17 protein-coding genes and 1 pseudogene are annotated in these 19,584 nt (G+C 67.9%); 6 read left to right on the top strand and 12 right to left on the bottom strand.

Going from position 1 to position 19,584, the window contains the following annotated elements; all coding sequences use genetic code 11:
- Positions 1-107 precede the first annotated feature (107 nt).
- On the top strand, positions 108-1,130 hold the full coding sequence (gene tdh / locus I8J32_RS08830; RefSeq protein WP_200613022.1) for an L-threonine 3-dehydrogenase: 1,023 nt from the start codon (positions 108-110) through the stop codon (positions 1,128-1,130).
- Between the two features lie 250 nt (positions 1,131-1,380).
- Entirely contained in the window at positions 1,381-2,574 is a 1,194-nt protein-coding gene (gene kbl / locus I8J32_RS08825) for a glycine C-acetyltransferase (protein WP_245156276.1), read from the top strand.
- Between the two features lie 186 nt (positions 2,575-2,760).
- Here kbl and I8J32_RS08820 read toward each other — a convergent pair whose 3' ends face one another.
- The 5 genes and pseudogenes from I8J32_RS08820 to I8J32_RS08800 all read right to left on the bottom strand — a co-directional run bounded on the left by I8J32_RS08820 (position 2,761) and on the right by I8J32_RS08800 (position 7,599).
- A complete protein-coding gene (locus I8J32_RS08820) occupies positions 2,761-3,141 on the bottom strand; it encodes a hypothetical protein (RefSeq protein ID WP_200610966.1) in 381 nt (126 codons plus the stop codon).
- A gap of 322 nt (positions 3,142-3,463) precedes the next feature.
- Positions 3,464-4,306 (bottom strand): annotated as a pseudogene (locus tag I8J32_RS08815) (pseudouridine synthase); the annotation flags it as partial.
- Positions 4,266-4,802, bottom strand: a complete 537-nt coding sequence (locus I8J32_RS08810) for a hypothetical protein (protein ID WP_245156275.1) — start codon at positions 4,800-4,802, stop codon at positions 4,266-4,268. The gene I8J32_RS08810 and the pseudogene I8J32_RS08815, both read right to left, overlap by 41 nt.
- Positions 4,803-4,963: 161 nt before the next feature.
- Positions 4,964-6,064, bottom strand: coding sequence for an OmpA family protein (locus tag I8J32_RS08805; protein ID WP_200610960.1), 1,101 nt, complete (start codon positions 6,062-6,064; stop codon positions 4,964-4,966).
- 437 nt (positions 6,065-6,501) lie between these two features.
- Entirely contained in the window at positions 6,502-7,599 is a 1,098-nt protein-coding gene (locus I8J32_RS08800) for an OmpA family protein (RefSeq protein ID WP_200610958.1), read from the bottom strand.
- 771 nt (positions 7,600-8,370) lie between these two features.
- On the opposite strand from I8J32_RS08800, the gene I8J32_RS08795 reads away from it, so the two are divergent.
- The 3 genes from I8J32_RS08795 (at position 8,371) to I8J32_RS08785 (ending at position 10,793) form a co-directional block, all read left to right on the top strand.
- On the top strand, positions 8,371-8,829 hold the full coding sequence (locus I8J32_RS08795) for a cell wall hydrolase (RefSeq protein WP_200610955.1): 459 nt from the start codon (positions 8,371-8,373) through the stop codon (positions 8,827-8,829).
- Between the two features lie 799 nt (positions 8,830-9,628).
- On the top strand, positions 9,629-10,237 hold the full coding sequence (locus I8J32_RS08790) for a glutathione S-transferase N-terminal domain-containing protein (RefSeq protein WP_200610953.1): 609 nt from the start codon (positions 9,629-9,631) through the stop codon (positions 10,235-10,237).
- Positions 10,238-10,640: 403 nt separating this feature from the next.
- A complete protein-coding gene (locus I8J32_RS08785) occupies positions 10,641-10,793 on the top strand; it encodes a hypothetical protein (RefSeq protein WP_200610950.1) in 153 nt (50 codons plus the stop codon).
- Positions 10,794-10,813: 20 nt separating this feature from the next.
- Here I8J32_RS08785 and I8J32_RS08780 read toward each other — a convergent pair whose 3' ends face one another.
- The gene (locus tag I8J32_RS08780) at positions 10,814-11,302 is read right to left on the bottom strand and encodes a potassium channel family protein (RefSeq protein ID WP_200610948.1); all 489 of its coding nucleotides are present in this window, start codon (positions 11,300-11,302) and stop codon (positions 10,814-10,816) included.
- 278 nt (positions 11,303-11,580) lie between these two features.
- On the opposite strand from I8J32_RS08780, the gene I8J32_RS08775 reads away from it, so the two are divergent.
- On the top strand, positions 11,581-13,275 hold the full coding sequence (locus I8J32_RS08775; protein ID WP_200610945.1) for a SulP family inorganic anion transporter: 1,695 nt from the start codon (positions 11,581-11,583) through the stop codon (positions 13,273-13,275).
- A 1,094-nt stretch (positions 13,276-14,369) separates the two neighbouring features.
- Here the strand turns inward: I8J32_RS08775 and I8J32_RS08770 are convergent.
- From I8J32_RS08770 to I8J32_RS08745, 6 genes are all read right to left on the bottom strand, one after another.
- Positions 14,370-14,858: a hypothetical protein gene (locus I8J32_RS08770; RefSeq protein ID WP_200610943.1), complete on the bottom strand. Its 489-nt coding sequence runs from the start codon at positions 14,856-14,858 to the stop codon at positions 14,370-14,372.
- 110 nt (positions 14,859-14,968) lie between these two features.
- Entirely contained in the window at positions 14,969-15,844 is an 876-nt protein-coding gene (locus I8J32_RS08765; RefSeq protein WP_200610940.1) for a right-handed parallel beta-helix repeat-containing protein, read from the bottom strand.
- 50 nt (positions 15,845-15,894) lie between these two features.
- Positions 15,895-16,716, bottom strand: a complete 822-nt coding sequence (locus I8J32_RS08760) for a right-handed parallel beta-helix repeat-containing protein (RefSeq protein ID WP_200610938.1) — start codon at positions 16,714-16,716, stop codon at positions 15,895-15,897.
- A gap of 59 nt (positions 16,717-16,775) precedes the next feature.
- On the bottom strand, positions 16,776-17,678 hold the full coding sequence (locus I8J32_RS08755) for a right-handed parallel beta-helix repeat-containing protein (RefSeq protein ID WP_207526509.1): 903 nt from the start codon (positions 17,676-17,678) through the stop codon (positions 16,776-16,778).
- A gap of 65 nt (positions 17,679-17,743) precedes the next feature.
- Positions 17,744-18,622, bottom strand: coding sequence for a right-handed parallel beta-helix repeat-containing protein (locus I8J32_RS08750; protein ID WP_200610933.1), 879 nt, complete (start codon positions 18,620-18,622; stop codon positions 17,744-17,746).
- A gap of 48 nt (positions 18,623-18,670) precedes the next feature.
- Positions 18,671-19,546 carry a right-handed parallel beta-helix repeat-containing protein gene (locus I8J32_RS08745; RefSeq protein WP_200610930.1) on the bottom strand — a complete coding sequence of 292 codons (876 nt, stop codon included), beginning with the start codon at positions 19,544-19,546 and terminating at the stop codon, positions 18,671-18,673.
- Positions 19,547-19,584: the final 38 nt, after the last annotated feature.

Below are 19,584 nucleotides of genomic sequence, written 5' to 3'. Positions count from 1 at the left end.
CGGAGAGGACACGGGCGCGCGGGTATAATTTCGGGCTCTTGCCGCCGGGGCCGGCGGCCTTCACGCAAGGCAATCCCATGTCGCAAACCACTAGCTCCACGGCCACCATGCGCGCGCTGGTCAAGCGCGAAGCCACCAAGGGCATCTGGATGGAACAGGTGCCGGTGCCGTCCCCGGGGGCCAACGAGGTCCTGATCAAGCTGGAAAAGACCGCGATCTGCGGCACCGACCTGCACATCTACCTGTGGGACGACTGGAGCCAGCGCACCATCACGCCGGGCCTGGTGATCGGCCACGAGTTCGTCGGCCGCATCGTCGGGATGGGCCCGGGCGTCTCGGGCTACAGCCTGGGTCAGCGCGTGTCGGCCGAAGGCCACATCGTCTGCGGCCATTGCCGCAACTGCCGCGCGGGCCGCCAGCACCTGTGCCCGAACACCGTGGGCATCGGCGTCACCCGCAACGGCGCGTTCGCCGAATACATCGTGATGCCCGCCGCCAACCTGTGGCCCATCCCCGACCAGATCCCGTCGGAACTGGCCGCCTACTTCGATCCCTACGGCAACGCCGCGCACTGCGCGCTGGAGTTCGATGTCGTCGGCGAGGACGTGCTGATCACCGGCGCCGGCCCCATCGGAATCATTGCAGCCGGCATCTGCAAGCACATCGGCGCGCGCAACGTGGTGGTGACCGACGTCAACGACTACCGCCTCAAGCTGGCCGCCGACATGGGCGCCACGCGCGTGGTCAACGTCTCCAACACCTCCCTCAAGGAAGTGATGGCCGACCTGCACATGGAAGGCTTCGACGTCGGCCTGGAGATGAGCGGCAACCCGCGCGCCTTCAACGACATGCTCGACTGCATGTACCACGGCGGGAAGATCGCGATGCTCGGCATCATGCCCAAGGGCGCCGGCGCCGACTGGGACAAAATCATCTTCAAGGGCCTCACCCTGCAGGGCATCTACGGCCGCCGCATGTACGAGACCTGGTACAAGATGACGCAGCTGGTGCTGGGCGGCTTCCCGCTCGGCAAGGTGCTGACCCACCAGCTTCCCGTCGAAGATTTCCAGAAGGGTTTCGAGCTGATGGAATCGGGCAAGGCGGGCAAGGTGGTGTTGAGCTGGAATTGACGCCTGGACGGTCGCGCACACGTTTGAAGTCGTCGTCCCCGCGCACGCGGGGACCCAGCGACTTCCGCCGTGGCTTCACCCCCCAAGACACTGGATCCCCGCTTTCGCGGGGATGACGATCAAGGTCCATGGATGACGGATGACGATCAGAAGAACAGACGCATCAAAAGCAACGTCCATGGATCCCCGCCTTCGCGGGGATGACGGCCAAAGACATCCCGCCTGCGCGGGGATGACGAGCGAGAAGAACATGTCCCTGACCCAACGCTACGCCGACACCCTCGAAGAGATCCGCGCCGCGGGCCTGTTCAAGTCCGAACGCATCATCACCTCGCCGCAGTCGGCGGAGATCACGCTGGAAGACGGCCGCACCGTGCTGAACTTCTGCGCGAACAACTACCTGGGCCTGGCCGACCACCCCGACGTGATCGCGGCCGCCAAGCAGGCGCTGGACACGCACGGCTTCGGCATGGCCTCGGTGCGCTTCATCTGTGGCACGCAGGACCTGCACAAGCAGCTGGAGAAGACGATCTCCGACTTCTTCGGCACGCAGGACACCATCCTGTACGCGGCGTGCTTCGACGCCAACGGCGGCCTGTTCGAGCCGCTGCTGGACGAGAACGACGCGATCATCTCCGACGCGCTCAACCACGCCTCCATCATCGACGGCGTCCGCCTGTGCAAGGCCAAGCGCTACCGCTACGCCAACAGCGACATGGCCGACCTGGAGAAGCAGCTCCAGCAGGCCCGCGCCGACGGCGCGCGCACGATCATGATCACCAGCGACGGCGTGTTCTCGATGGATGGTTTCATCGCGCCGCTGGACGAGATCTGCGCCCTGGCGAAAAAGTACGACGCGCTGGTGCACATCGACGAATGCCACGCCACCGGCTTCCTGGGCGCCACCGGCCGCGGCTCGGCCGAGGTCAAGGGCGTGATGGACCGCATCGACATCTTCACCGGCACGCTTGGCAAGGCGATGGGCGGCGCGCTGGGCGGCTTCACCACGGCGAAGAAGGAAGTGATCGAGCTGCTGCGCCAGCGCTCGCGTCCCTACCTGTTCTCCAACTCGCTGCCGCCGCACGTGGTGGCCGCCGGCATCAAGGCCTTCCAGATGCTGGCCGCCGCCGACGACCTGCGCGAGCGCCTGGCCGGCAACACGGCCTACTTCCGCGAGCGCATGACCCAGGCCGGATTCGAGATCAAGCCGGGCGTGCATCCGATCAGCCCGGTCATGCTGTACGACGCGCCGCTGGCGCAGAAGTTCGCCCAGCGCCTGCTGGAGGAAGGGATCTACGCGATCGGCTTCTTCTTCCCGGTGGTGCCCAAGGGCCAGGCGCGCATCCGCACGCAGATGTCGGCCGCGCACACCCGCGAGCACTTGGACCGGGCGATCGATGCGTTCATCCGCATCGGCTACGAACTGGGCGTGATCAAGGCCTGACCACCCGCATCCCGTTCGCACACTGGCCTACGAAAAAAGCCCGCCGTTCCCGGCGGGCTTTTTCCATGCGTCTGCGCCGACGCTCCGAAGCACAGGGCCCGCAACGCATCCCGCAGCGCCAACCGACGCGGGATCGTCAGCGACCCGACAGGCCGTCGGATCGCGCCGGACCGGCCTGCTGCCGGATTACTTCGCGCCGCCCTTGGTGACGCCGTCCTCGGCCTTGGCCGGGGCGCCGGTGGCGACGCGGTAGCCGTTCTTCTTCATCCACTTGTCGAAGTCGTCGGCCGTCATCTTCTTGCCGTCCTGGGTCATGTTGAACCGGTTGCTCGGATCGGCCAGGCGGGTCGGCACGCCCTGCGGCGCGGCCTTGGCCGCCGTCTTCTTGCTCTTGGCGGCCATCCAGCCGTCGGCGGCCTGCGGCTGTCCGACCGGTGCGGCTTCGCGCTGCTGCGTACCCTGCAGCGCGGTGGCGAGAATCGAGCGGCTGGCGAGCGCGCCGTCCGTGTGGGAGACATCCTTGGCCATCGCGACGCCGCTGAGCAGCAGGCACGAGACTGCGATCATGCTCTTGCGCATTCCCCTTCCCCTTTCGTTGGTTGTGTTCCCCGCCCCCGGGGATTCGGGCGGTAAAGAACCACGCGGCATCGAAAGGAAAGAGTGCGTGGCGCCACACTTCAGATGCGACGCGAGCGGACGAGGCGGTTTTTTGACTCAGCCGTGCCGGCAGTCACATCGCGATGCGTGCGGGCGTCACAACGGCCGGGGCACGACCGGGAAGGCATGAGGCTTGCGCTTGTGCGCCAGGTCCGGAATTGCGCTGCGCCCGAAGCTTCGCCGCGTTCGAAAAATGCGCCACGCCGATGCGCGTCGCGTGGGTCCGCCTGGCCTACGCGCGCAGGGCGTCCACTTCCCCGGAGCTGAGGAGGCGCCATTGCCCCTTGGCCAGCCCGCCCAGCTCGAGCGGGCCGACGGCCACCCGCACCAGGCGCAGGACCGCGATGTCGAACGCGGCCAGCAGGCGCCGGATCTGCCGGTTGCGGCCTTCGTCCAGGACGATTTCCAGCCACGCGTTGCGTTCGCCCAGGCGCAGCACCCGGGCCTGGCGCGCGCGCAGGCATTCGCCCTCGCAGTCGACCCCGGCCTCCAGCGCGAGCAGCAGCTCCGGGCCGGGCTGGGTGTCGACCTGCACGTGGTAGGTCTTGGTGGGACCGCGCTCGGGGTCGGTGATGCGCGCCGCCCAGGCCGGGTCGTTGCAGAACAGCAGCAGGCCTTCGCTGGCCTTGTCCAGCCGTCCCACCGGCGCCACCCACGGCAAGGGCATGCCGCCGCCCTGCCCGTCGTCGACCTGGGCGCCATCGAAGCACCGGTAGACGGTTTCGCGGCCGCGGTCGTCGCGCGCGGTGGTCACCAGGCCGCGCGGCTTGTTGAGCATCAGGTACAGGCGGGCAGGCGCCTGCCCGGCCTCGTCGCCGTCGATGGCGATCTGCTGGGCGCCGTCGGCGGTGATCGGGAACTCCGGGTCGCGGATGACGCGGCCGTCCACCCGCACGCGCCCCTGGCTGATCCACTGCGCCGCCTGCGTGCGCGAACACAGCCCGCGCTTGGACAGCACCCGGGCCAGGCCATGGCGCGGTGGCGAGGTCTTCATGGCGAAACGTCGGGAAGCGGCGGCCGGGCCGGCGAGCCGCTTACTTCTTCGGCGTCGTTCCGGCGGCCGGCGGGGTCGTCGGCGGGGTGACCGGCGGGGTCACGGGGGCCGGTGCAGCCACCGGAGTGCCACCGGCACCCTTGGCCACGCGCACGCCCTTGGCCTTCATCCACGCGGTGAACTCGTCGGCGGTCATGCGCTTGCCGTTCTGGCTCATGTCGAAGCGCCAGGGCGTGTTGTCGAATGCCGTCTTGGGCTTGTAGGCGGCCGGGTCGGTGGACGAGGGCAGCCCCGGCGACGGCGCCGGCATGGTGCTGGCCAGGCAGGCCTCGACCTTCAGGCGCAGCAGCACGTTGTCCACCGCCAGCGCTTCGTCGACGGCCTGGGCCAGCACGCCGGTGGGCGCACCGAGCTGGTGGGTCGGCGCGGTGAGTTCCGGCGCCAGCGGCGCGAGCATCGTCGGCTGCACCGGCAGCGCGCGCTGGTTGAGCGCACCGCACGCGCCGGCCGACTGCGCCCAGGCACTGCCGGACACGACGACGAGCGAAACGGCGGCTGCAATCACGGTACGGCGCATGGGCGGGGACTCCTGGATTCGTCGGGGCAGTGTAGGCACGCCCGTGTGTAGCGACAACCACGAGGGCGTGAAGACGACCGGCACCGCGCGCGCGGGAAGGCCGCAAAAAAGCGAAGCCCGGCACTGGGCCGGGCTTCGCGGGTATTGCAGCTGGCGTCCGATCAGTTCTGGACGTTCAGCTCGGTGCGGCGGTTACGCTCGCTCTTGCAGCCCGGGAAGTCATCACCCAGCTGTTCCAGCGGACGGCTCTCGCCGTAGCCATTCGGACCCGACAGGCGCGCGGCGTCGATGCCGTTGCTGGTCAGGTAGTCGTACACGGCGCGCGAGCGACGGTCCGACAGGCCCTGGTTGTACTCGTCCGAACCGCACTCGTCGGTGTGGCCGGCGACTTCAACCTTCAGCTCCGGATAGCGCTTCAGGATCTCGATGGCCTCGTTGAGGATCGCCACGGCGTCCGGACGCAGGGTCGACTTGTCGAAGTCGAAGTTCACGCCCTTCAGGTCGATGGAGATCGGCACCGGGCAGCCGTCCGGACCGATGGTCTGGCCAGCCTGCGAGTTCGGGCACTTGTCGTCGCAGTCGTTCACGCCATCACCGTCGCTGTCCTTGTCGGCGCAGCTTTCAGCCGGCGGCGGCGGCGGGGCGACAGCGGTTTCCGGACCCAGCGGGACCACGACACCGACCGAGAGCAGCAGGTCCTGGAACCAGTCCTCACCGTCGTTGTTGTCGTCGTCCTCGAGCAGGGCGCCGACGCTGTCGTTGTCCGCGTCCAGGCGGACGGCCAGTTCGGTGCGGATCGCCACGCGACCCACGTCGCTCTGGATACCCGCGCCGATCTTGCCGGCGACGTGGCCGTCTTCGCGCTCACCCGGCGAGTTCGGGCTCGGGAACGCATCGAACTCTTCTTCCGAGCGCTGGTAGCCCAGGCCCATCACGATGTACGGGTTCCAGGCGCGACCGTCCTGGACGAAGTGGTAGCGGGTATCGAACGAGATGCCGTACTGGCTGAAGTTCAGGTCATCGTTCCAGTCCATGCTGGGGTTCTGGTAGTTCAGCTCCGCATCCAGCGACCAGTTGCGGTTGAGGAACTTGCCTACGCCCAGGGCGACAAAGGGAGCATTGCGCGTGCCGCGATCGTTATCCTGGATATTCCAGCCGGCGGAGCCGGTCAGATACCAACGATCGTCGAAATCCTGCGCGTTGGCTGCCTGCGCAAAGGCCAAGCCAGCGAGCAGTGCGGTGCTCAACAAGCGGATCTTCATATCTCTGACTCCTTGAAATGTCGGGAACAAAATGTTTCACGGCACGAGCACTTGACAGGTCGTTCAGCGGGTTCAGCCGCTGCCCCCACGATCCTTCGGGACCGATCATACACCTGCATGACCGATTGTTAATACTCCTTAACGACACGGGACAGAGCACAATTTCCGGCCAATACGCCTTGGATCGTGTAGCCAATGTGAAGCCATGACGGCTACTTCCACCACGCCCCGCCCTTGCCATCCAGTGAAGATTTACGGTGATTCGGGTGAAGCTGGCGGCGATGTTGAACGCATTCACGTGGACGTTAAATGACGATCACCCCGTCCACGCGCTTTCTTGACGAACGGCGTCCGGGCGCTGTTCAGGAAACGGGGGCCCCCAAAGACGAAGCCCGGCACTAGGCCGGGCTTCGTGGGGTGTTGCAGCTGGCGTCCGATCAGTTCTGGACGTTCAGCTCGGTGCGGCGGTTCTTCTCGGACTTGCAGCCCGGGAAGTCATCGCCCAGCTGTTCCAGCGGACGGCTCTCGCCGTAGCCGTTCGGACCCGACAGGCGCGCGGCGTCGATGCCGTTGCTGGTCAGGAAGTCGTACACGGCGCGCGAGCGGCGGTCCGACAGGCCCTGGTTGTAGTCGTCCGAACCGCACTCGTCGGTGTGGCCGGCGACTTCAACCTTCAGCTCCGGATAGCGCTTCAGGATCTCGATGGCCTCGTTGAGGATCGCCACGGCGTCCGGACGCAGGGTCGACTTGTCGAAGTCGAAGTTCACGCCCTTCAGGTCGATGGAGATCGGCACCGGGCAGCCGTCCGGACCGATGGTCTGGCCAGCCTGCGAGTTCGGGCACTTGTCGTCGCAGTCGTTCACGCCATCACCGTCGCTGTCCTTGTCGGCGCAGCTTTCAGCCGGCGGCGGCGGCGGAGCAGCCACCTTCTCGGCGCCCAGCGGGATCACGACGCCGATCGAGAGCAGCAGGTCGCCGAAGCCACGGTCGCTTTCGCTGTCGTCGAACGCGCTGTATTCGTCCACGTCGACGTCGTCGAACTCGTGGCGGTAGGCCAGTTCGGTGCGGATGGCCACCGGGCCGACGTCGCTCTGGATGCCGACGCCGAGCTTGGCGGCGATGTTGTCGTCTTCACGCTGGCCCGGCGAGTTCGGGTTCGGGAAGTTGTCGAACTCCATCTCGGAGTGCTGGATGCCCATGCCGAGCAGCACGTACGGGTTCCAGGCGCGGCCGTCTTCAACCCAGAAGTGGCGCGCGTCGATCGAGGCGCCGTACTGGCTCCACAGCAGATCGTCGTTGGCTTCGAACTGCGGGTTCTGGTAGTTGACCTCGAGGTCCAGCGCCCAGTTGCGGGTCAGCTGCTTGCCGATGCCGACGGCCAGGAACGGAGCATTCTCCGTCCGGCGGTCATTGTCCTGGATGTTGAAGCCCGCGGCGCCGGTGAGGTACCAGCGATCATCGAAGTCCTGGGCTTGGGCAACCTGGACCATGCTCAGGCCACCCAGCAGGGCGGCGCAGAGGAGTTTCTTGTTCATTGAGTGCTCCCGTTGATGGAAAACCGCGCCTGGCGATTCCTTGACAATGCTGACGAGTGCCTGAATTTGCGTCAAGCCATCACAGGCTGCCAGCGAGTTTGTGAAAACAACGTTAATCAATGTACAGAATGAACAGGCAACGTCAAGCCTGAACAGGCGATTCCCCCTCGACGCCAGGAAAGATTTGTTCAGGCACCTGAAAACCTTGCCGAAGCGGGCGGGACGGGCCTGGCGCCGGTCCCGGATCCGGCCGGGGAAGGCCGCCTTCTCCCCGACGGGCGCGCCCTTCCTTTCATGTGGTTCCGGATGTGGTCGGTCCCCGAGGTTTCGCCGACCGACCGGCCGCTGCCGGCGCAGGAGGCGATGCGTTCGCCAGCTCCGCGGTGGGTGAAGAAGTCGGCGCCTGAAGCGCGGCCGCCCCCGTATCCGCCGGCTTCGTGAAGGTCGCCGGCCCGGCAAGCGGCCGTGTGGGAAGGCTGAACAGGCCTGAGGGGATAGCACCCCCGCCAGGCCTTGGCAATACGTGATGGGGGTCACCAATTCAGCCGACGTTGGGAAAACCGCGGCTACCTTGCGCCCACTTTCCAGCCGCCTGACGCGGCACCCCTGCACCGCCACGGCCCCCGCGCCGGGCGATGCCCGGGCCAAGCACGCCACAGAGCGCGCCGCCCTCCCCAGTACGCCATACCGGTTTTCGCACGAGGTGCCCCGCCTTCCCTCATCGGAAGACGACGCTGAAGTGCGGCCCGGCCAACGGAGCAAGGAGTACGTATGAAACTGGCCTGGATCCTGTGGTTGGCCTCCGTCCTGCCGCCGCAGACCGCCGACTCGCTGTGCCTGAGCACCACCGTGTACCTGGAAGCCCGCGACCAGTCGGTCCGTGGCCAGCAGGCCGTGGCCGAAGTGGCCCTGCGCCGCCGCGACAGCGGCCTGTGGGGCGACAACCTCTGCGACGTGGTCACCGCCCGCAAGCAGTTCGCCCCGACGATCGTCTCCCCCGGCACCCAGTTGGGCAACACCGAGGCCTGGGCAAAGGCCGTGACCGTCGCGCTGGAAGCCGAGACCAACTGGGCCCTGCCCGTCGGCGAGCGCAAGGAGATCGTCCCCGGCGCCAGCCACTTCGCCGCCCTGGACATCGCCAGCCCGTCCTGGCGCAACGCCTACCAGGTCGCCACGATCGGCGACCACACGTTCTATAAGGTGCAGGCGCTGAAGCCGCGCAAGGGCTGAGTTTCGCCCGCCGCAAGCCGGCCCTTCACCCCGTCCGCGAATCCGCCCGATCAGCCCCTTCCCCCGCTTGCGGGGGGTGAAAGGACGCGTTTGCGGACCACTGGTCCGCGCGTCATCGAACGCCAGCAGGCTGTGCCTGCTGGCCGGGACGGTTGGGATGGGGGCCAACGGTCGCCGCGAATCTGCCCCTTCCCCCGCTTCGCGGGGGAAGGTTGGGATGGGGGCCAACGGTCGCCGCGTTCAGCCCCTTCCCCCGCTATGCGGGGCACACCGCGATCATTCCGAAGGGCCCCGAGTGCGCCGGGCTACTGACCTTGCTCTCACGCAAGCCAGGGCGGCCGGCATGGATGCCGGACGTTTTCCGCCGCGCCATGGATGGCGCGTCGGAAAATCCCCGCGTCAGCGATACGGCCGGTTAGAAGTGGACCTACCCGCACTTTCTTTGGTTACCTTTCTTGATGAGCGCGGCGCTCACCCCTTCGGGGCCGGCTTCGCCGTTCGCACTTCGTGCGTGTGCGAGCAAAGAAAGTAACCCGCCGCCAGGCGAGGCGCCTTTTCAACAGCGAAGCTGGTCAAGCCTTGGAACTGGCTTGTCCACTCTTTTACATTTGATCTTGAGCAACGCGGCGATCGGCGCCCCCCATCCCAACCTTCCCCCGCAAGCGGGGGAAGGGGCTCAGCCGCAGCGATCGGCTGCCCCCCCGCCCCCCCACGGCACGCATCGTTGCGCCCCGCCCGATTGGCGCATCACTGGCACCGGTCCATAGTCGCCGGCTCTTACCGCCCGCAAGGACTCCGCATGAAGCTCTACACCTCCCCCGGTGCCTGCTCGACCGCCGACCACATCGTCCTGCAGTGGACGGGCGGCCAGTTCGATGTGGAAGTCCTTACCCGCGAACAGCGGCAGACGCCCGAATACCTCGCCATCAACCCCGCCGGCGCCGTGCCGGCGCTGCGCGACGGTGACTTCATCCTCACCCAGAACGCGGCCATCCTGGGCTACATCGCCGACACCTGGCCCGAAGCCAAGCTGCAGGGCGACGGCAGCGCCCGCCAGCGCGCCGAGGCCAACCGCTGGCTGGCCTTCGTCAACTCCGACGTGCACCCCGCGTTCAAGCCGATCTTCGGTCCAGGCCGCTACATCGCCGACGAGAGCCAGCACGACGCGGTGAAGGACCAGGCGCGCAGGAACGTCCGCGCCCTGTTCGAACGGGCCAACGAGCAGCTGGAAGGCAAGGAGTGGATCGCCGGCTTCCGCAGCTACGCCGACCCGTACCTGCTGATCACCACGCTGTGGGCCGGCAAGGTCGGCATCGACCTGGCGGGCCTGGACCACCTCACCGCCTTCCGCGACCGCCTGCTGGCCGATGCCGGCGTGCAGGCGGCCATGAAGGCCGAAGGCCTTTAGCTGATTTCCCTCAGCCGCAGCGATCAGACGAAAAGGCCGCCCGCGGGGCGGCCTTTGACCTGCCAACCCGTGCATAGGGCGGGTCTTGACCCGCCACCTGGTCGCCAACGGAGGTGTGCCCGGGCTACAAGCCAGGCTTGCCGATTTCCGCTGGCGCGTCTTGGCCGCGACCGGGACTGAACGAAGTGGTGTGAGTTCGACGCGGGATCCAGATCAGCGCCAGTGGAGGCCGGAACACCGCCGAGGCGCAGGCGGGTCAAGACCCGCCCTATGCGTCGCGGCTGTTGCTGTTGCGATTTGCTGTTGCGGTTGCGTGACCACGGCCGCCAGATCACCAGCAATCCCCCACGGCCGGATCACGGCCGCCATGGCTTCATGTCATCGCACCACTGCGAGCCCCGACATGATCCGCAAGCTGCCCTCCGGCGGGTACCGTCTCTACTCGCGCAAGAAGGATCCGCGCACCGGCAAGCGCCGCAACCTGGGTACCTTCCCCACGCGGGCGGCGGCGGAGAAGCACGAGCGGGAAGTCCAGTACTTCAAGCGGCACGGATAGCGCGCTACCCGCGTCGCCGATCAGTCCTGTCTCCGGCCCGGCACGCCATCGCTCCACAGCCGCGACATCTCCAGGTACGTGAACGACGCCGACCAGGTGATCAGCAGCAGCCCGGTGAGCGATTCCAGTCCCGAGACCACGCGCACCGCGCCGACCGGCGACAGGTCGCCAAACCCGACCGTGCTGTAGGTGGTGGCCGACAGGTACACCGCGTCGAACAGGGTGTCGGCTCCGTGCACGCCGTGCAGGAACCCCAGGCCCTGCACCTTCGTCAGGCCCCAGTAGGCCAGGCCGTAGCACCAGATCTCCACCACGTGCAGGCCCAGCAGCGCGAAGATCACCCGCAGCATGATGCCGCGATCGCGCTTGGGCGTGCGCCCGGCATAACGCGCCGCCAGTGCGTGCACGCCTTCGTAATGGATCACCACGACCAGGCCCGTCACCAGCAGGGCCACGATCAGCGCGATCAGGTGCTCGGCGAACAGGCCTTGCGGTATCAACCAATCCAAGGGGGCCTCCGGTCAGGCAGGACGGCGTCGGTCGGGCCAGCCTACCAAGCCTCCCGCCATCCGGATCGCCGGTGACTGCGTGGAGCCTCGAGGGCCATGGCCGGCCTGGCTCCCCGCACAGCCCATCGGCGACCTGGCGCACGCGCCGACCACGGCGCCGGCGGGCTGCCTGCGTCGCGGCACGCATGCACCGCGCGCGCCAAGACCGCAGCCGTCACAATCGCACTCGCCACGAGCGCCCCCCCACAAGCGCACCCGCCGCAGGAGAGCCCACGGGCATGATCGACTGGACGCGCTGGTTACCCGGACTGCAGGTCCTGCGCCGCTACCAGGCGGCCTGGCTTCCGCACGACCTGGTGGCCGGCCTGGTGCTGACCACGATGCTGGTCCCGGTCGGCATCGCCTACGCCGTCGCGTCCGGCGTGCCGGGGATCTACGGCCTGTACGCCACGATCGTGCCGCTGCTGGCCTACGCCGTGTTCGGCCCGAGCCGCATCCTGGTGCTGGGGCCGGACTCCTCGCTGGCGGCGGTCATCCTCGCGGTCGTACTGCCCCTCTCGGCCGGCGACCCCGCGCGCGCCGTGCTCGTGGCCAGCCTGATGGCGGTGGTCTCGGGGCTGGTGTGCGTGCTCATCGGCATCCTGCGCCTGGGCTTCGTCACCGAGCTGCTGTCCAAGCCGATCCGCTACGGATACATGAACGGCATCGCGCTCACGGTGCTGATCAGCCAGCTGCCCAAGCTGTTCGGATTCTCGATCGAAGGCGCCGGACCGTTGCGCGACAGCGTGCGGATCGGCCAGGCCCTCCTGGACGGGCAGTCGAACTGGACCGCGTTCGCCGTGGGCGCCGGCACGCTGGTGCTGATCCTGCTGCTCAAACCGTACAAGCGCATTCCCGGCCTGCTGATCGCCGTGGTGGCCGCGACCATCGTCGTCGGCGCGCTCGGCTTGGACGACCACGCCGGGGTGAAGGTGCTCGGCCCGCTGCCGCAGGGCCTGCCGTCGTTCGTGCTGCCGTGGATCGGCCTGGCCGACCTGCGCGACGTGGTGATCGGCGGCTGCGCGGTGGCGATGGTGGCCTTCGCCGACACCAGCGTGCTGTCACGCACGTACGCGGCCAGGATGGGCACCACGGTCGACCCCAACCAGGAAATGATCGGCCTGGGCGCCGCGAACCTCGCGGCCGGGCTGTTCCAGGGTTTTCCGATCAGCAGCAGCTCCTCGCGCACTCCGGTCGCCGAAGCAGCCGGCTCCAAAACCCAGCTGACCGGCGTCGTCGGGGCCGTCACCGTGGCCCTGCTCCTGTTGGTGGCGCCGAACCTGCTGCAGCACCTGCCCAACAGCGCGCTGGCGGCGGTGGTGATCGCCGCGGCGATCGGCCTGTTCGAGTTCGACGACCTGCGCCGAATCCTTCGCATCCAGCCCTGGGAGTTCTGGCTCTCGATGGCCTGCTTCGCGGGCGTGGCCGTGATGGGCGTGATCCCGGGCATCGGCATCGCGATCACGATCGCCGTCATCGAGTTCCTCTGGGATGCATGGCGGCCGCACGACGCGGTGATGGGCCGGGTCGAGGGCCTGCGCGGCTATCACGACACCAAGCGCTATCCGCACGCACGGCGGGTCCCGGGCCTGGTCCTGTTCCGCTGGGATGCGCCCCTGTTCTTCGCCAACGCCGAACTGTTCCACCAGCGGGTGCTGGCCGCCGTGGCGCAATCGCCCACCCCGGTGCGGCGGGTGGTGGTGGCCGCCGAACCGGTCACCAGCATCGACGTCACCTCGGCCGACATGCTGGCCGAACTGGTGCGACAGCTGCAGGCGGCCGGCATCGAGCTGCGATTGGCCGAGCTCAAGGACCCGGTGAAGGACAAACTGGAACGCTTCGAGATCCTGGAACGCTTCGGCCCGATCCATCCCACCATCGGCGAAGCCGTGCATGTGTACCTCGACGAGCATGCGGTGGATTGGCAGCCTTGACGGCTCCCTCCCCCGTTTCACGGGGGGTGAGAGGACGCGCTTGCGGACCACTGGTCCGCGCGTCATCGAACGCCAGCAGGCTGTGCCTGCTGGCCGGGACGGTTGGGGTGGGGGCGGCAGATCGCCAGAGAGCCGATATCTCGTGCCTTTCGAACCAGCCCCGTCATGACCGTCGCGATCGTCCGCCCCCATCCCAACCTTCCCCCGTGAAACGGGGGAAGGAGCTTAAGCCGACGCCTTCACGCGTTTGCCCGATGAGGCTCCGAGTCATTTCGCTAAGGCTCAAGAGCCTTGCCGCCAAGGCCCAAAGCCTTGGCGATGAGGCTGAAAGCCTCGTGCACGGGGTCGTCCGGGGCTCGTTTCCCGGACGCGGGGTCATTCGACGAGGTTGTCGACCCGAATGACAAGGCTCTGAGCCTCATCGCCAAGGTTCCGGACCTTATCGCCAAAGCCCGGAGCCCTGCGCGCAAGGCTCGTTTCACTCACCCGAAAGGCCCAGAACCTTGCCGGAAAGGTTCGCCACCTCATCGCCAAGGCTTTGAGCCTCATCGCCAGGGCTTCGAGCCTCATCGCCAAGGTTCCGAACCTTATCGCCAAGGTCAGGAAACCTCACTGCCAAGGCTCCGAACCCCATCGCCAAGGTTCCGGACTTCGTCGCCAGGGTCGGGCGCCCTTCGGCCAGGCTCGTTCGGCTCGCTGCAGACACCCGAAGGCTGTCAGTCAGATTCCGGCCTCTCTCCGGACACCGCGCCTTGGTCGCACGTCGGCCACCCGGCGTCGTATTTGCGCCGTCGAACCCTTCCGGATCCCCGCCGCGCCGTAATCACGAGTGAAACGAGCCCAAATCCCGGGGCAATCGATCCGAAACACGGGCCGAATTGCCGCGGCGCCGAAGCATCCCCGACCGGACTTTGAGGCTAGAAGTCCCACGACCAGGGCTTCCGACGCCGACGATTGAGCTGCCAGCCTCGTGGAGGAAAGGCTTCAAGCCTCAACGACGCAGCTGCGAGCCCCAACGCTGCGGCTCACCTGCCCCGGAATAATGACTTTCCGGCCCAACGAGCGAACGCGTGAAGACTCCGCGGAATCCAGCCTCAGCCGCCGGCCGGATTGCATTGCGGCACGGACAATCCGGAACTCGGCTTCACCACTACCGGGACGCCCTGCTGGCGAAGCTCCAGGAGCAGCCTGACCAGGTCCTCTCTCCCGAAGGCCTTGATCGGTTTCACGAAACAGGCGGCCCGCTGTCCCCGTCGGTGCACGATCAATACGGGAACCACCATCGAGCGTCCGTTTACCTGCTTTCCCTTCGCCGTCACCCGGATTTCGTCGATCCGAAATGACGCACGCCGCGTGCCACGGAACGAGAGTGTCTGACCGTCCAGCCGGATCCGGTTGAATCCAATGCAAAGCCCCAGCACGGCAACCGCGAGCAAACCCATCGCAGCCGTGGCAAGCCAGGCCCCGCCATTGTTCAACTCAGCCGAAACGGCCAACAGGGCGAGGACGGCGGCAGGCAGCATGAAGACCGCGTACGTGAACTTCGCGCTGCGCAATTCGAGCTGCGACGGCCCCCCTTCCATTAGCACTCCCCTGACCCTTTCTCTAACCCTTGAAACTCGACTCCGGCCGAATCGGACGGCGGCGGGTCGAGACCCGCCCTATGTCTCGACCCATGTCGGCCCGCCGTCACTCACTCCGCGTCAACGACATTCCCGCCCACATCGACGCAGGTATCGATCGCCGTGGCGAAGCCGAGGACGGCATTGCCGGTGGCCAGGACGGTGCCGGCGTCGCACAGCAGACCGGTGCCCGACGCCGGACCGATCACGTCGTTGCCTTCCAGCACCAGCGTGGTGTCGCCTTCGATGCGCACGCCCACGGCCGTGCCTGCGCCGACGGGCAGCAGGCCGCGCACGCGGTTGCGCTGGAGGGCGCCGTTGTCGTTGGCCAGGCTGTGGATGCCGATCGCGCCGGCGTGGCCGTCGGCGTCGGCGCTGGGCGCGACGCCGGACACGATGTTGTCCTGCACGTGCACGGCGCCCAGGGTGCGCACGCCGGCGGCGCTGCCGGTGTACAGCGTGGAGCCGCCGGTGTCGGTGACCAGGTTGTTGCGCACGCTCGAGCCGTCGCCTTCCACCACCACGCCGGCCTGGGTGTTGCCCTGCAGGCGGTTGTTCTCGACCACGTGGCCGCTGCCGGCGGCGCCGAGCAGCGCCACGCCGTAGCGGAAGCCGCGCAGGCTGCAGTTGCGCACGGTGACGTTTACCCGCGCCGCGGCGTAGATGCCGAAGGTCGAGGTGCCGGTGCCCGCGCCCAGGCCGCCGATCTTGAAGTCGTTGCAGTCGATGATGACGTTGTTGGTCTTCACTTCGATCGCGGCGCCATTGGCCACCGCGGTGGAGACGTCCTTGCGCAGGCACCAGGTGCCCTGGGTGGCAATCGCCGCCGGCACGGCATCGATGTAGCCGGTGCAGTTGTCGTAGGCCCGCGCGGCGCGCGCGGCGCCCGGCAGCATGCAGGTGGCCACTGCCGCAACGGCCAGCAACAGGAACAGGGGGCGGGCCATGGGCGCTCCGGTGTGCACGGGGGTTGGCATCGAAAGGAAGGCGGCGCGGGTCACGGCAGCACGTCGTTGCCGAGGCTGCTGCAGGTGACCAGCGGCGTGCCCGCACGCACGATCACGTTGCGCTCGGCACGCCCCAGCGGGCTGGCGCAGGTGATCCCGGTGTCGCTGCCGCCGGACAGCAGCACTTCGTTCTCGCGGATCACGATCCGCGTCGACTCGCTGTCGGAGATGCCGTAATGCGCCCCGCTGATCCGGTTGCGCGCGACGGTGGCGCTGCTGCCGCGGGTCACGATGCCGAAGGCGTTGCCCGTGCTCCACTGGTAGGGCTGCACGCCGGACACTTCGTTGTCGACGATGTCCACGTCCTGGGCGGTGACGATGCCGTAGGCGTGGGTGTCGTAGGGCGGCGTCATCGAACGCCCGGTGCCGCCGACGAAATTGCGGCGGACCACCGAACCGTCGCCTTCGACCAGCATGCCGACGAAGGTGTTGGCGGTGAAGCGGTTGTCCTCGACCACGTGGCCGCCACCGGCGGCGCCGGCCAGCGACAGGCCGCGGGTGAAGCCCTCCACGCGGCAGTTGCGCACGGTGATGTTCAGCCGGTCCTGCGCCTGGATGCCATCGGGGACGTAGTCGATGAAGGCCGCGCTGCCCGCGATCTTGAAGTCGTTGCAGTCCAGGGTGACGTTGTTGGTGGCCAGCTGCACGGCCACGCCGTACTTGATCGAGGTGCTCAGGTCCTTGCGCAGGCACCAGGTGCCCTGCGTGGTGATCGTCACGGGCAGCGAATCGATGAAGCCGGTGCAGTTGTCGTAGCTGTGCGCGGCCCGGGCAGGCGCCGCCGCCATCAGCAGCAGCAACGCGAGGGGCATCAGGCAGGATCGGAAGCAGGAAGGCATGGGGCTTACCGTAGGAATGGGGGGCCGGGCGGTCAGGGCGAAGGCGGGGTTTCGACCGGCGGCGGTTCCACCAGCGTGTTGCCGTCGTCGCGGCAGTTGATCAGCGCGGTCTGGAAGCCGGTGATCACGCTGCCGCGGATGCGCGCGTCGGAATCGCAGTAGACGCCCGTCGACTGCGGCAGCCACGCCCCGCTGACGACATTGCGCCGCATCAGCACGCTGCCCTGCGCAAAGATCCCGATGGCGTAACCGTCGCCGCGGGACGTCAGGCCGCTGATGTGGTTGTCGGCAACGGTGGACACGTCGGTGCCGGCGAAGATGCCCATGGTGTAGCCATGGTAGGGATCGGAGGTCACCAGCCCGCGCAAGGTGTTGCCCAGCACGTCCACGCGGCCATAGGTCTCGATGCCGCTGGCGAAGCTGGCCTTGTTGGGCGCCTGCGAGCCCCCGGTGCGGACCACCACGTTGCGGCGGATGATCGAGGCATCGCCTTCGACCCGCAGGCCCATCGAGGTGTTGCCGTCGAAGCGGCTGTCCTCCACCACATGGGCGCCGCCCTGGGTGCCCAGCAGCGCCACGCCGGTGGCGAATCCGCGGATGTTGCAGTTGCGCACGGTGATGTTGCGGCGGTCCCAGGCGCCGATGCCCTGGGCCGTGGTCGCCGCGCCGGCGGACATGCCGCCGAGCTTGAAGTCGTTGCAGTCGATGACGACGTCGTCGGCGGCCACCGTGATCGCATTGCCCGAACCCACGGCGGTGCCCAGGTCCTTGCGCATGCACCAGTTGCCCGGAGTGGAGAGCGTGGCCGGCAGTGATTCGATGAAACCGGTGCAGTTGTCGTAGCTGCGGGCGGCCCACGCCGGCAGGCTGGCGCAGGCCAGGGCCAGGGTGGTGGCCAGCAGGCTGGTGGCCGGCAAGGGCAGGCGGCAGGTCATGGCGGTCATTCCTGTGCAGTCGCGGTTCGTGGGTGCGATCGGTTGGATCAATTCGATCGGTGCGATCAGTTCGGGTACACCGCGGCGGCGGGCACGATCACGTTGCCGCCGTCGATGCAGCCCTCCATGCCCACGTGGTACTCGCGCACGTAGTTGTCCTTGGCCCAGTAGTCGCTGCTGGCGCAGACCAGGCCGCGACCCAGGCCGCTGTGGTCGCCATCCAGGTCGTTGTCGCGGATGATCGCGCGCCCGCCGGCGCGGACGACGATCCCGCTGGCCACGCCCAGGCCGGCGCGGGTCACGCCGCGGATGCGGTTGCCGGTGACGGTGGACACCATGAAGGCGTCGGGGGCCAGGTGCATGCCGTAGCCGGTGCTGTTGCCGCTGAGGTCCGGGCGCGGGGTCACCGTGTCGATGAGGTTGTCGCGGACCTGGTCGGCCGCACCGGCGATGCCCGCCGCCGTGGAGGCCACGGTGGAGCCGCCGGTGGCGGTGACCCGGTTGCGGCGGTAGATGGCCTTCGTGGTGCTGTACAGGCCGTACACCGTGTTGCGGTCCAGCCGGCTGTCCTCGACCGTGGTGCCGCTGCCCTGGGCATGCACGCCGAAGGCGAAGCCACGCACTTGGCAGTTGCGCACGCGCAGGTTGGTGCCGTTGTACTCGCTGGCAATGCCGCGCGCCTGGGTGGCCGCGCCGGCGCCCAGGCCGCTGATCCTGAAATCGTGGCAGTCGATGGTGACGTTCTTGCCGGTCACCAGGATCGCGCTGCCGTCGATCTGGCTGGTGCTGAGGTTGCCGCGCAGGCAGTAGGTGCCTTCCTGGAAGAGCGTGGCCGGCAGCGAGTCGATGAAACCCTTGCAGCTGTCGTAGCTCTGGGCGGCGCGGGACGGCGTCGGCGCGAGGGCCGCGCAGGCCAGCAGCACGGGCAGGAGGAAACGGGTCATGGCTCGGGCTCGGTCCGGTAGAGGGGTGGGCAGGTGCCGCGGGGCGCGTCAGTTCGCGAGGTTGCCGCCGCCGTCCTTGCACTTGCCCAGGGCGGTACCGCCGTTGGGCACGGAGAAACCCATCATGACGTTGTCCTTGCACACCACCGCCGAATACGGCCGCGTGCCGATCCGTCCGGCGACGACGGGAAACCCGTTGGCCGGCGTGGCCGCGGCCCCGGCCATGATCGAGTTGCCCTGCACGGAGCCCTGCACCGCCCAGTACCAGCCATCCCCGTAAACGCCGATGCCGACCACGACCGGCGACTGGTCACCGGACACCAGGTCGCTGATGGCGTTGTCGGTCACCGTGGAGTAGATGCCGGAAATGCTGATGCCCACCGCGCTGTAGCTGGCGCTGTGGACGCCGGCCACCTGGTTGCCTTCCACGCGCACTTCGTCGCCCGTCACCGAGATGCCGGCGGTGCCCGAGGACTGGAAGCCGCCGGTATCGAATACGCGGTTGCCGCGGATCAGCGCGCCGGTGCCTTCGACGTGGATGCCCCGCAGGGTGCTGGCCTGGATGGTGTTGTTTTCCACGCGTGGGCTGCTGGTGCCCTTGCCGCCGAGCAGGATGCCGGTCTGGAACCCGCGGATGTCGCAGTTGCGCACCGTCGCATTGGCCACGTCGGTCGCTTCGATGCCATTGGCCGCGCCGGGCCCGGTGATGCGGTGGCCGTTGCAGTCCACGGTGACGTTGCCGGCGGCGATGCGCAGGCCCGTGCCCTGGAACAGGGTGATGTTGGCGTCGACCGCCAGGCAGTACACGCCCTGGCTGGTGATCACCGCCGGCAGCGAGGTGATTGGTGTGCAGACGGACGACTCGGCGTGGGCCGTGCCCACGCCGGCCGCGGCCAGTACGAGGAGGGTCAGGGTGCGAAGCATGCTGGGATCCTGGAAGCGGAAGCCGGGGCGGCGCCGGA

Source organism: Lysobacter solisilvae (assembly GCF_016613535.2).
GTDB classification, from domain to species: Bacteria; Pseudomonadota; Gammaproteobacteria; order Xanthomonadales; family Xanthomonadaceae; genus Agrilutibacter; species Agrilutibacter solisilvae.
The sequence above is the reverse complement of the archived record's forward strand: the minus strand, read 5'-3'. Positions and strand labels throughout refer to the sequence as shown.

Excerpts from the sequence above, each read along its gene's own strand:
- tdh (WP_200613022.1), top strand. The coding sequence starts at position 108 with ATGCGCGCGCTGGTCAAGCGCGAAGCCACCAAGGGCATCTGGATGGAA.
- kbl (WP_245156276.1), top strand. The coding sequence starts at position 1,381 with ATGTCCCTGACCCAACGCTACGCCGACACCCTCGAAGAGATCCGCGCC.
- I8J32_RS08820 (WP_200610966.1), bottom strand. The coding sequence starts at position 3,141 with ATGATCGCAGTCTCGTGCCTGCTGCTCAGCGGCGTCGCGATGGCCAAG.
- I8J32_RS08810 (WP_245156275.1), bottom strand. The coding sequence starts at position 4,802 with ATGCGCCGTACCGTGATTGCAGCCGCCGTTTCGCTCGTCGTCGTGTCC.
- I8J32_RS08805 (WP_200610960.1), bottom strand. The coding sequence starts at position 6,064 with ATGAAGATCCGCTTGTTGAGCACCGCACTGCTCGCTGGCTTGGCCTTT.
- I8J32_RS08800 (WP_200610958.1), bottom strand. The coding sequence starts at position 7,599 with ATGAACAAGAAACTCCTCTGCGCCGCCCTGCTGGGTGGCCTGAGCATG.
- I8J32_RS08795 (WP_200610955.1), top strand. The coding sequence starts at position 8,371 with ATGAAACTGGCCTGGATCCTGTGGTTGGCCTCCGTCCTGCCGCCGCAG.
- I8J32_RS08790 (WP_200610953.1), top strand. The coding sequence starts at position 9,629 with ATGAAGCTCTACACCTCCCCCGGTGCCTGCTCGACCGCCGACCACATC.
- I8J32_RS08785 (WP_200610950.1), top strand. The coding sequence starts at position 10,641 with ATGATCCGCAAGCTGCCCTCCGGCGGGTACCGTCTCTACTCGCGCAAG.
- I8J32_RS08775 (WP_200610945.1), top strand. The coding sequence starts at position 11,581 with ATGATCGACTGGACGCGCTGGTTACCCGGACTGCAGGTCCTGCGCCGC.
- I8J32_RS08770 (WP_200610943.1), bottom strand. The coding sequence starts at position 14,858 with ATGGAAGGGGGGCCGTCGCAGCTCGAATTGCGCAGCGCGAAGTTCACG.
- I8J32_RS08765 (WP_200610940.1), bottom strand. The coding sequence starts at position 15,844 with ATGGCCCGCCCCCTGTTCCTGTTGCTGGCCGTTGCGGCAGTGGCCACC.
- I8J32_RS08760 (WP_200610938.1), bottom strand. The coding sequence starts at position 16,716 with ATGCCCCTCGCGTTGCTGCTGCTGATGGCGGCGGCGCCTGCCCGGGCC.
- I8J32_RS08755 (WP_207526509.1), bottom strand. The coding sequence starts at position 17,678 with ATGACCTGCCGCCTGCCCTTGCCGGCCACCAGCCTGCTGGCCACCACC.
- I8J32_RS08750 (WP_200610933.1), bottom strand. The coding sequence starts at position 18,622 with ATGACCCGTTTCCTCCTGCCCGTGCTGCTGGCCTGCGCGGCCCTCGCG.
- I8J32_RS08745 (WP_200610930.1), bottom strand. The coding sequence starts at position 19,546 with ATGCTTCGCACCCTGACCCTCCTCGTACTGGCCGCGGCCGGCGTGGGC.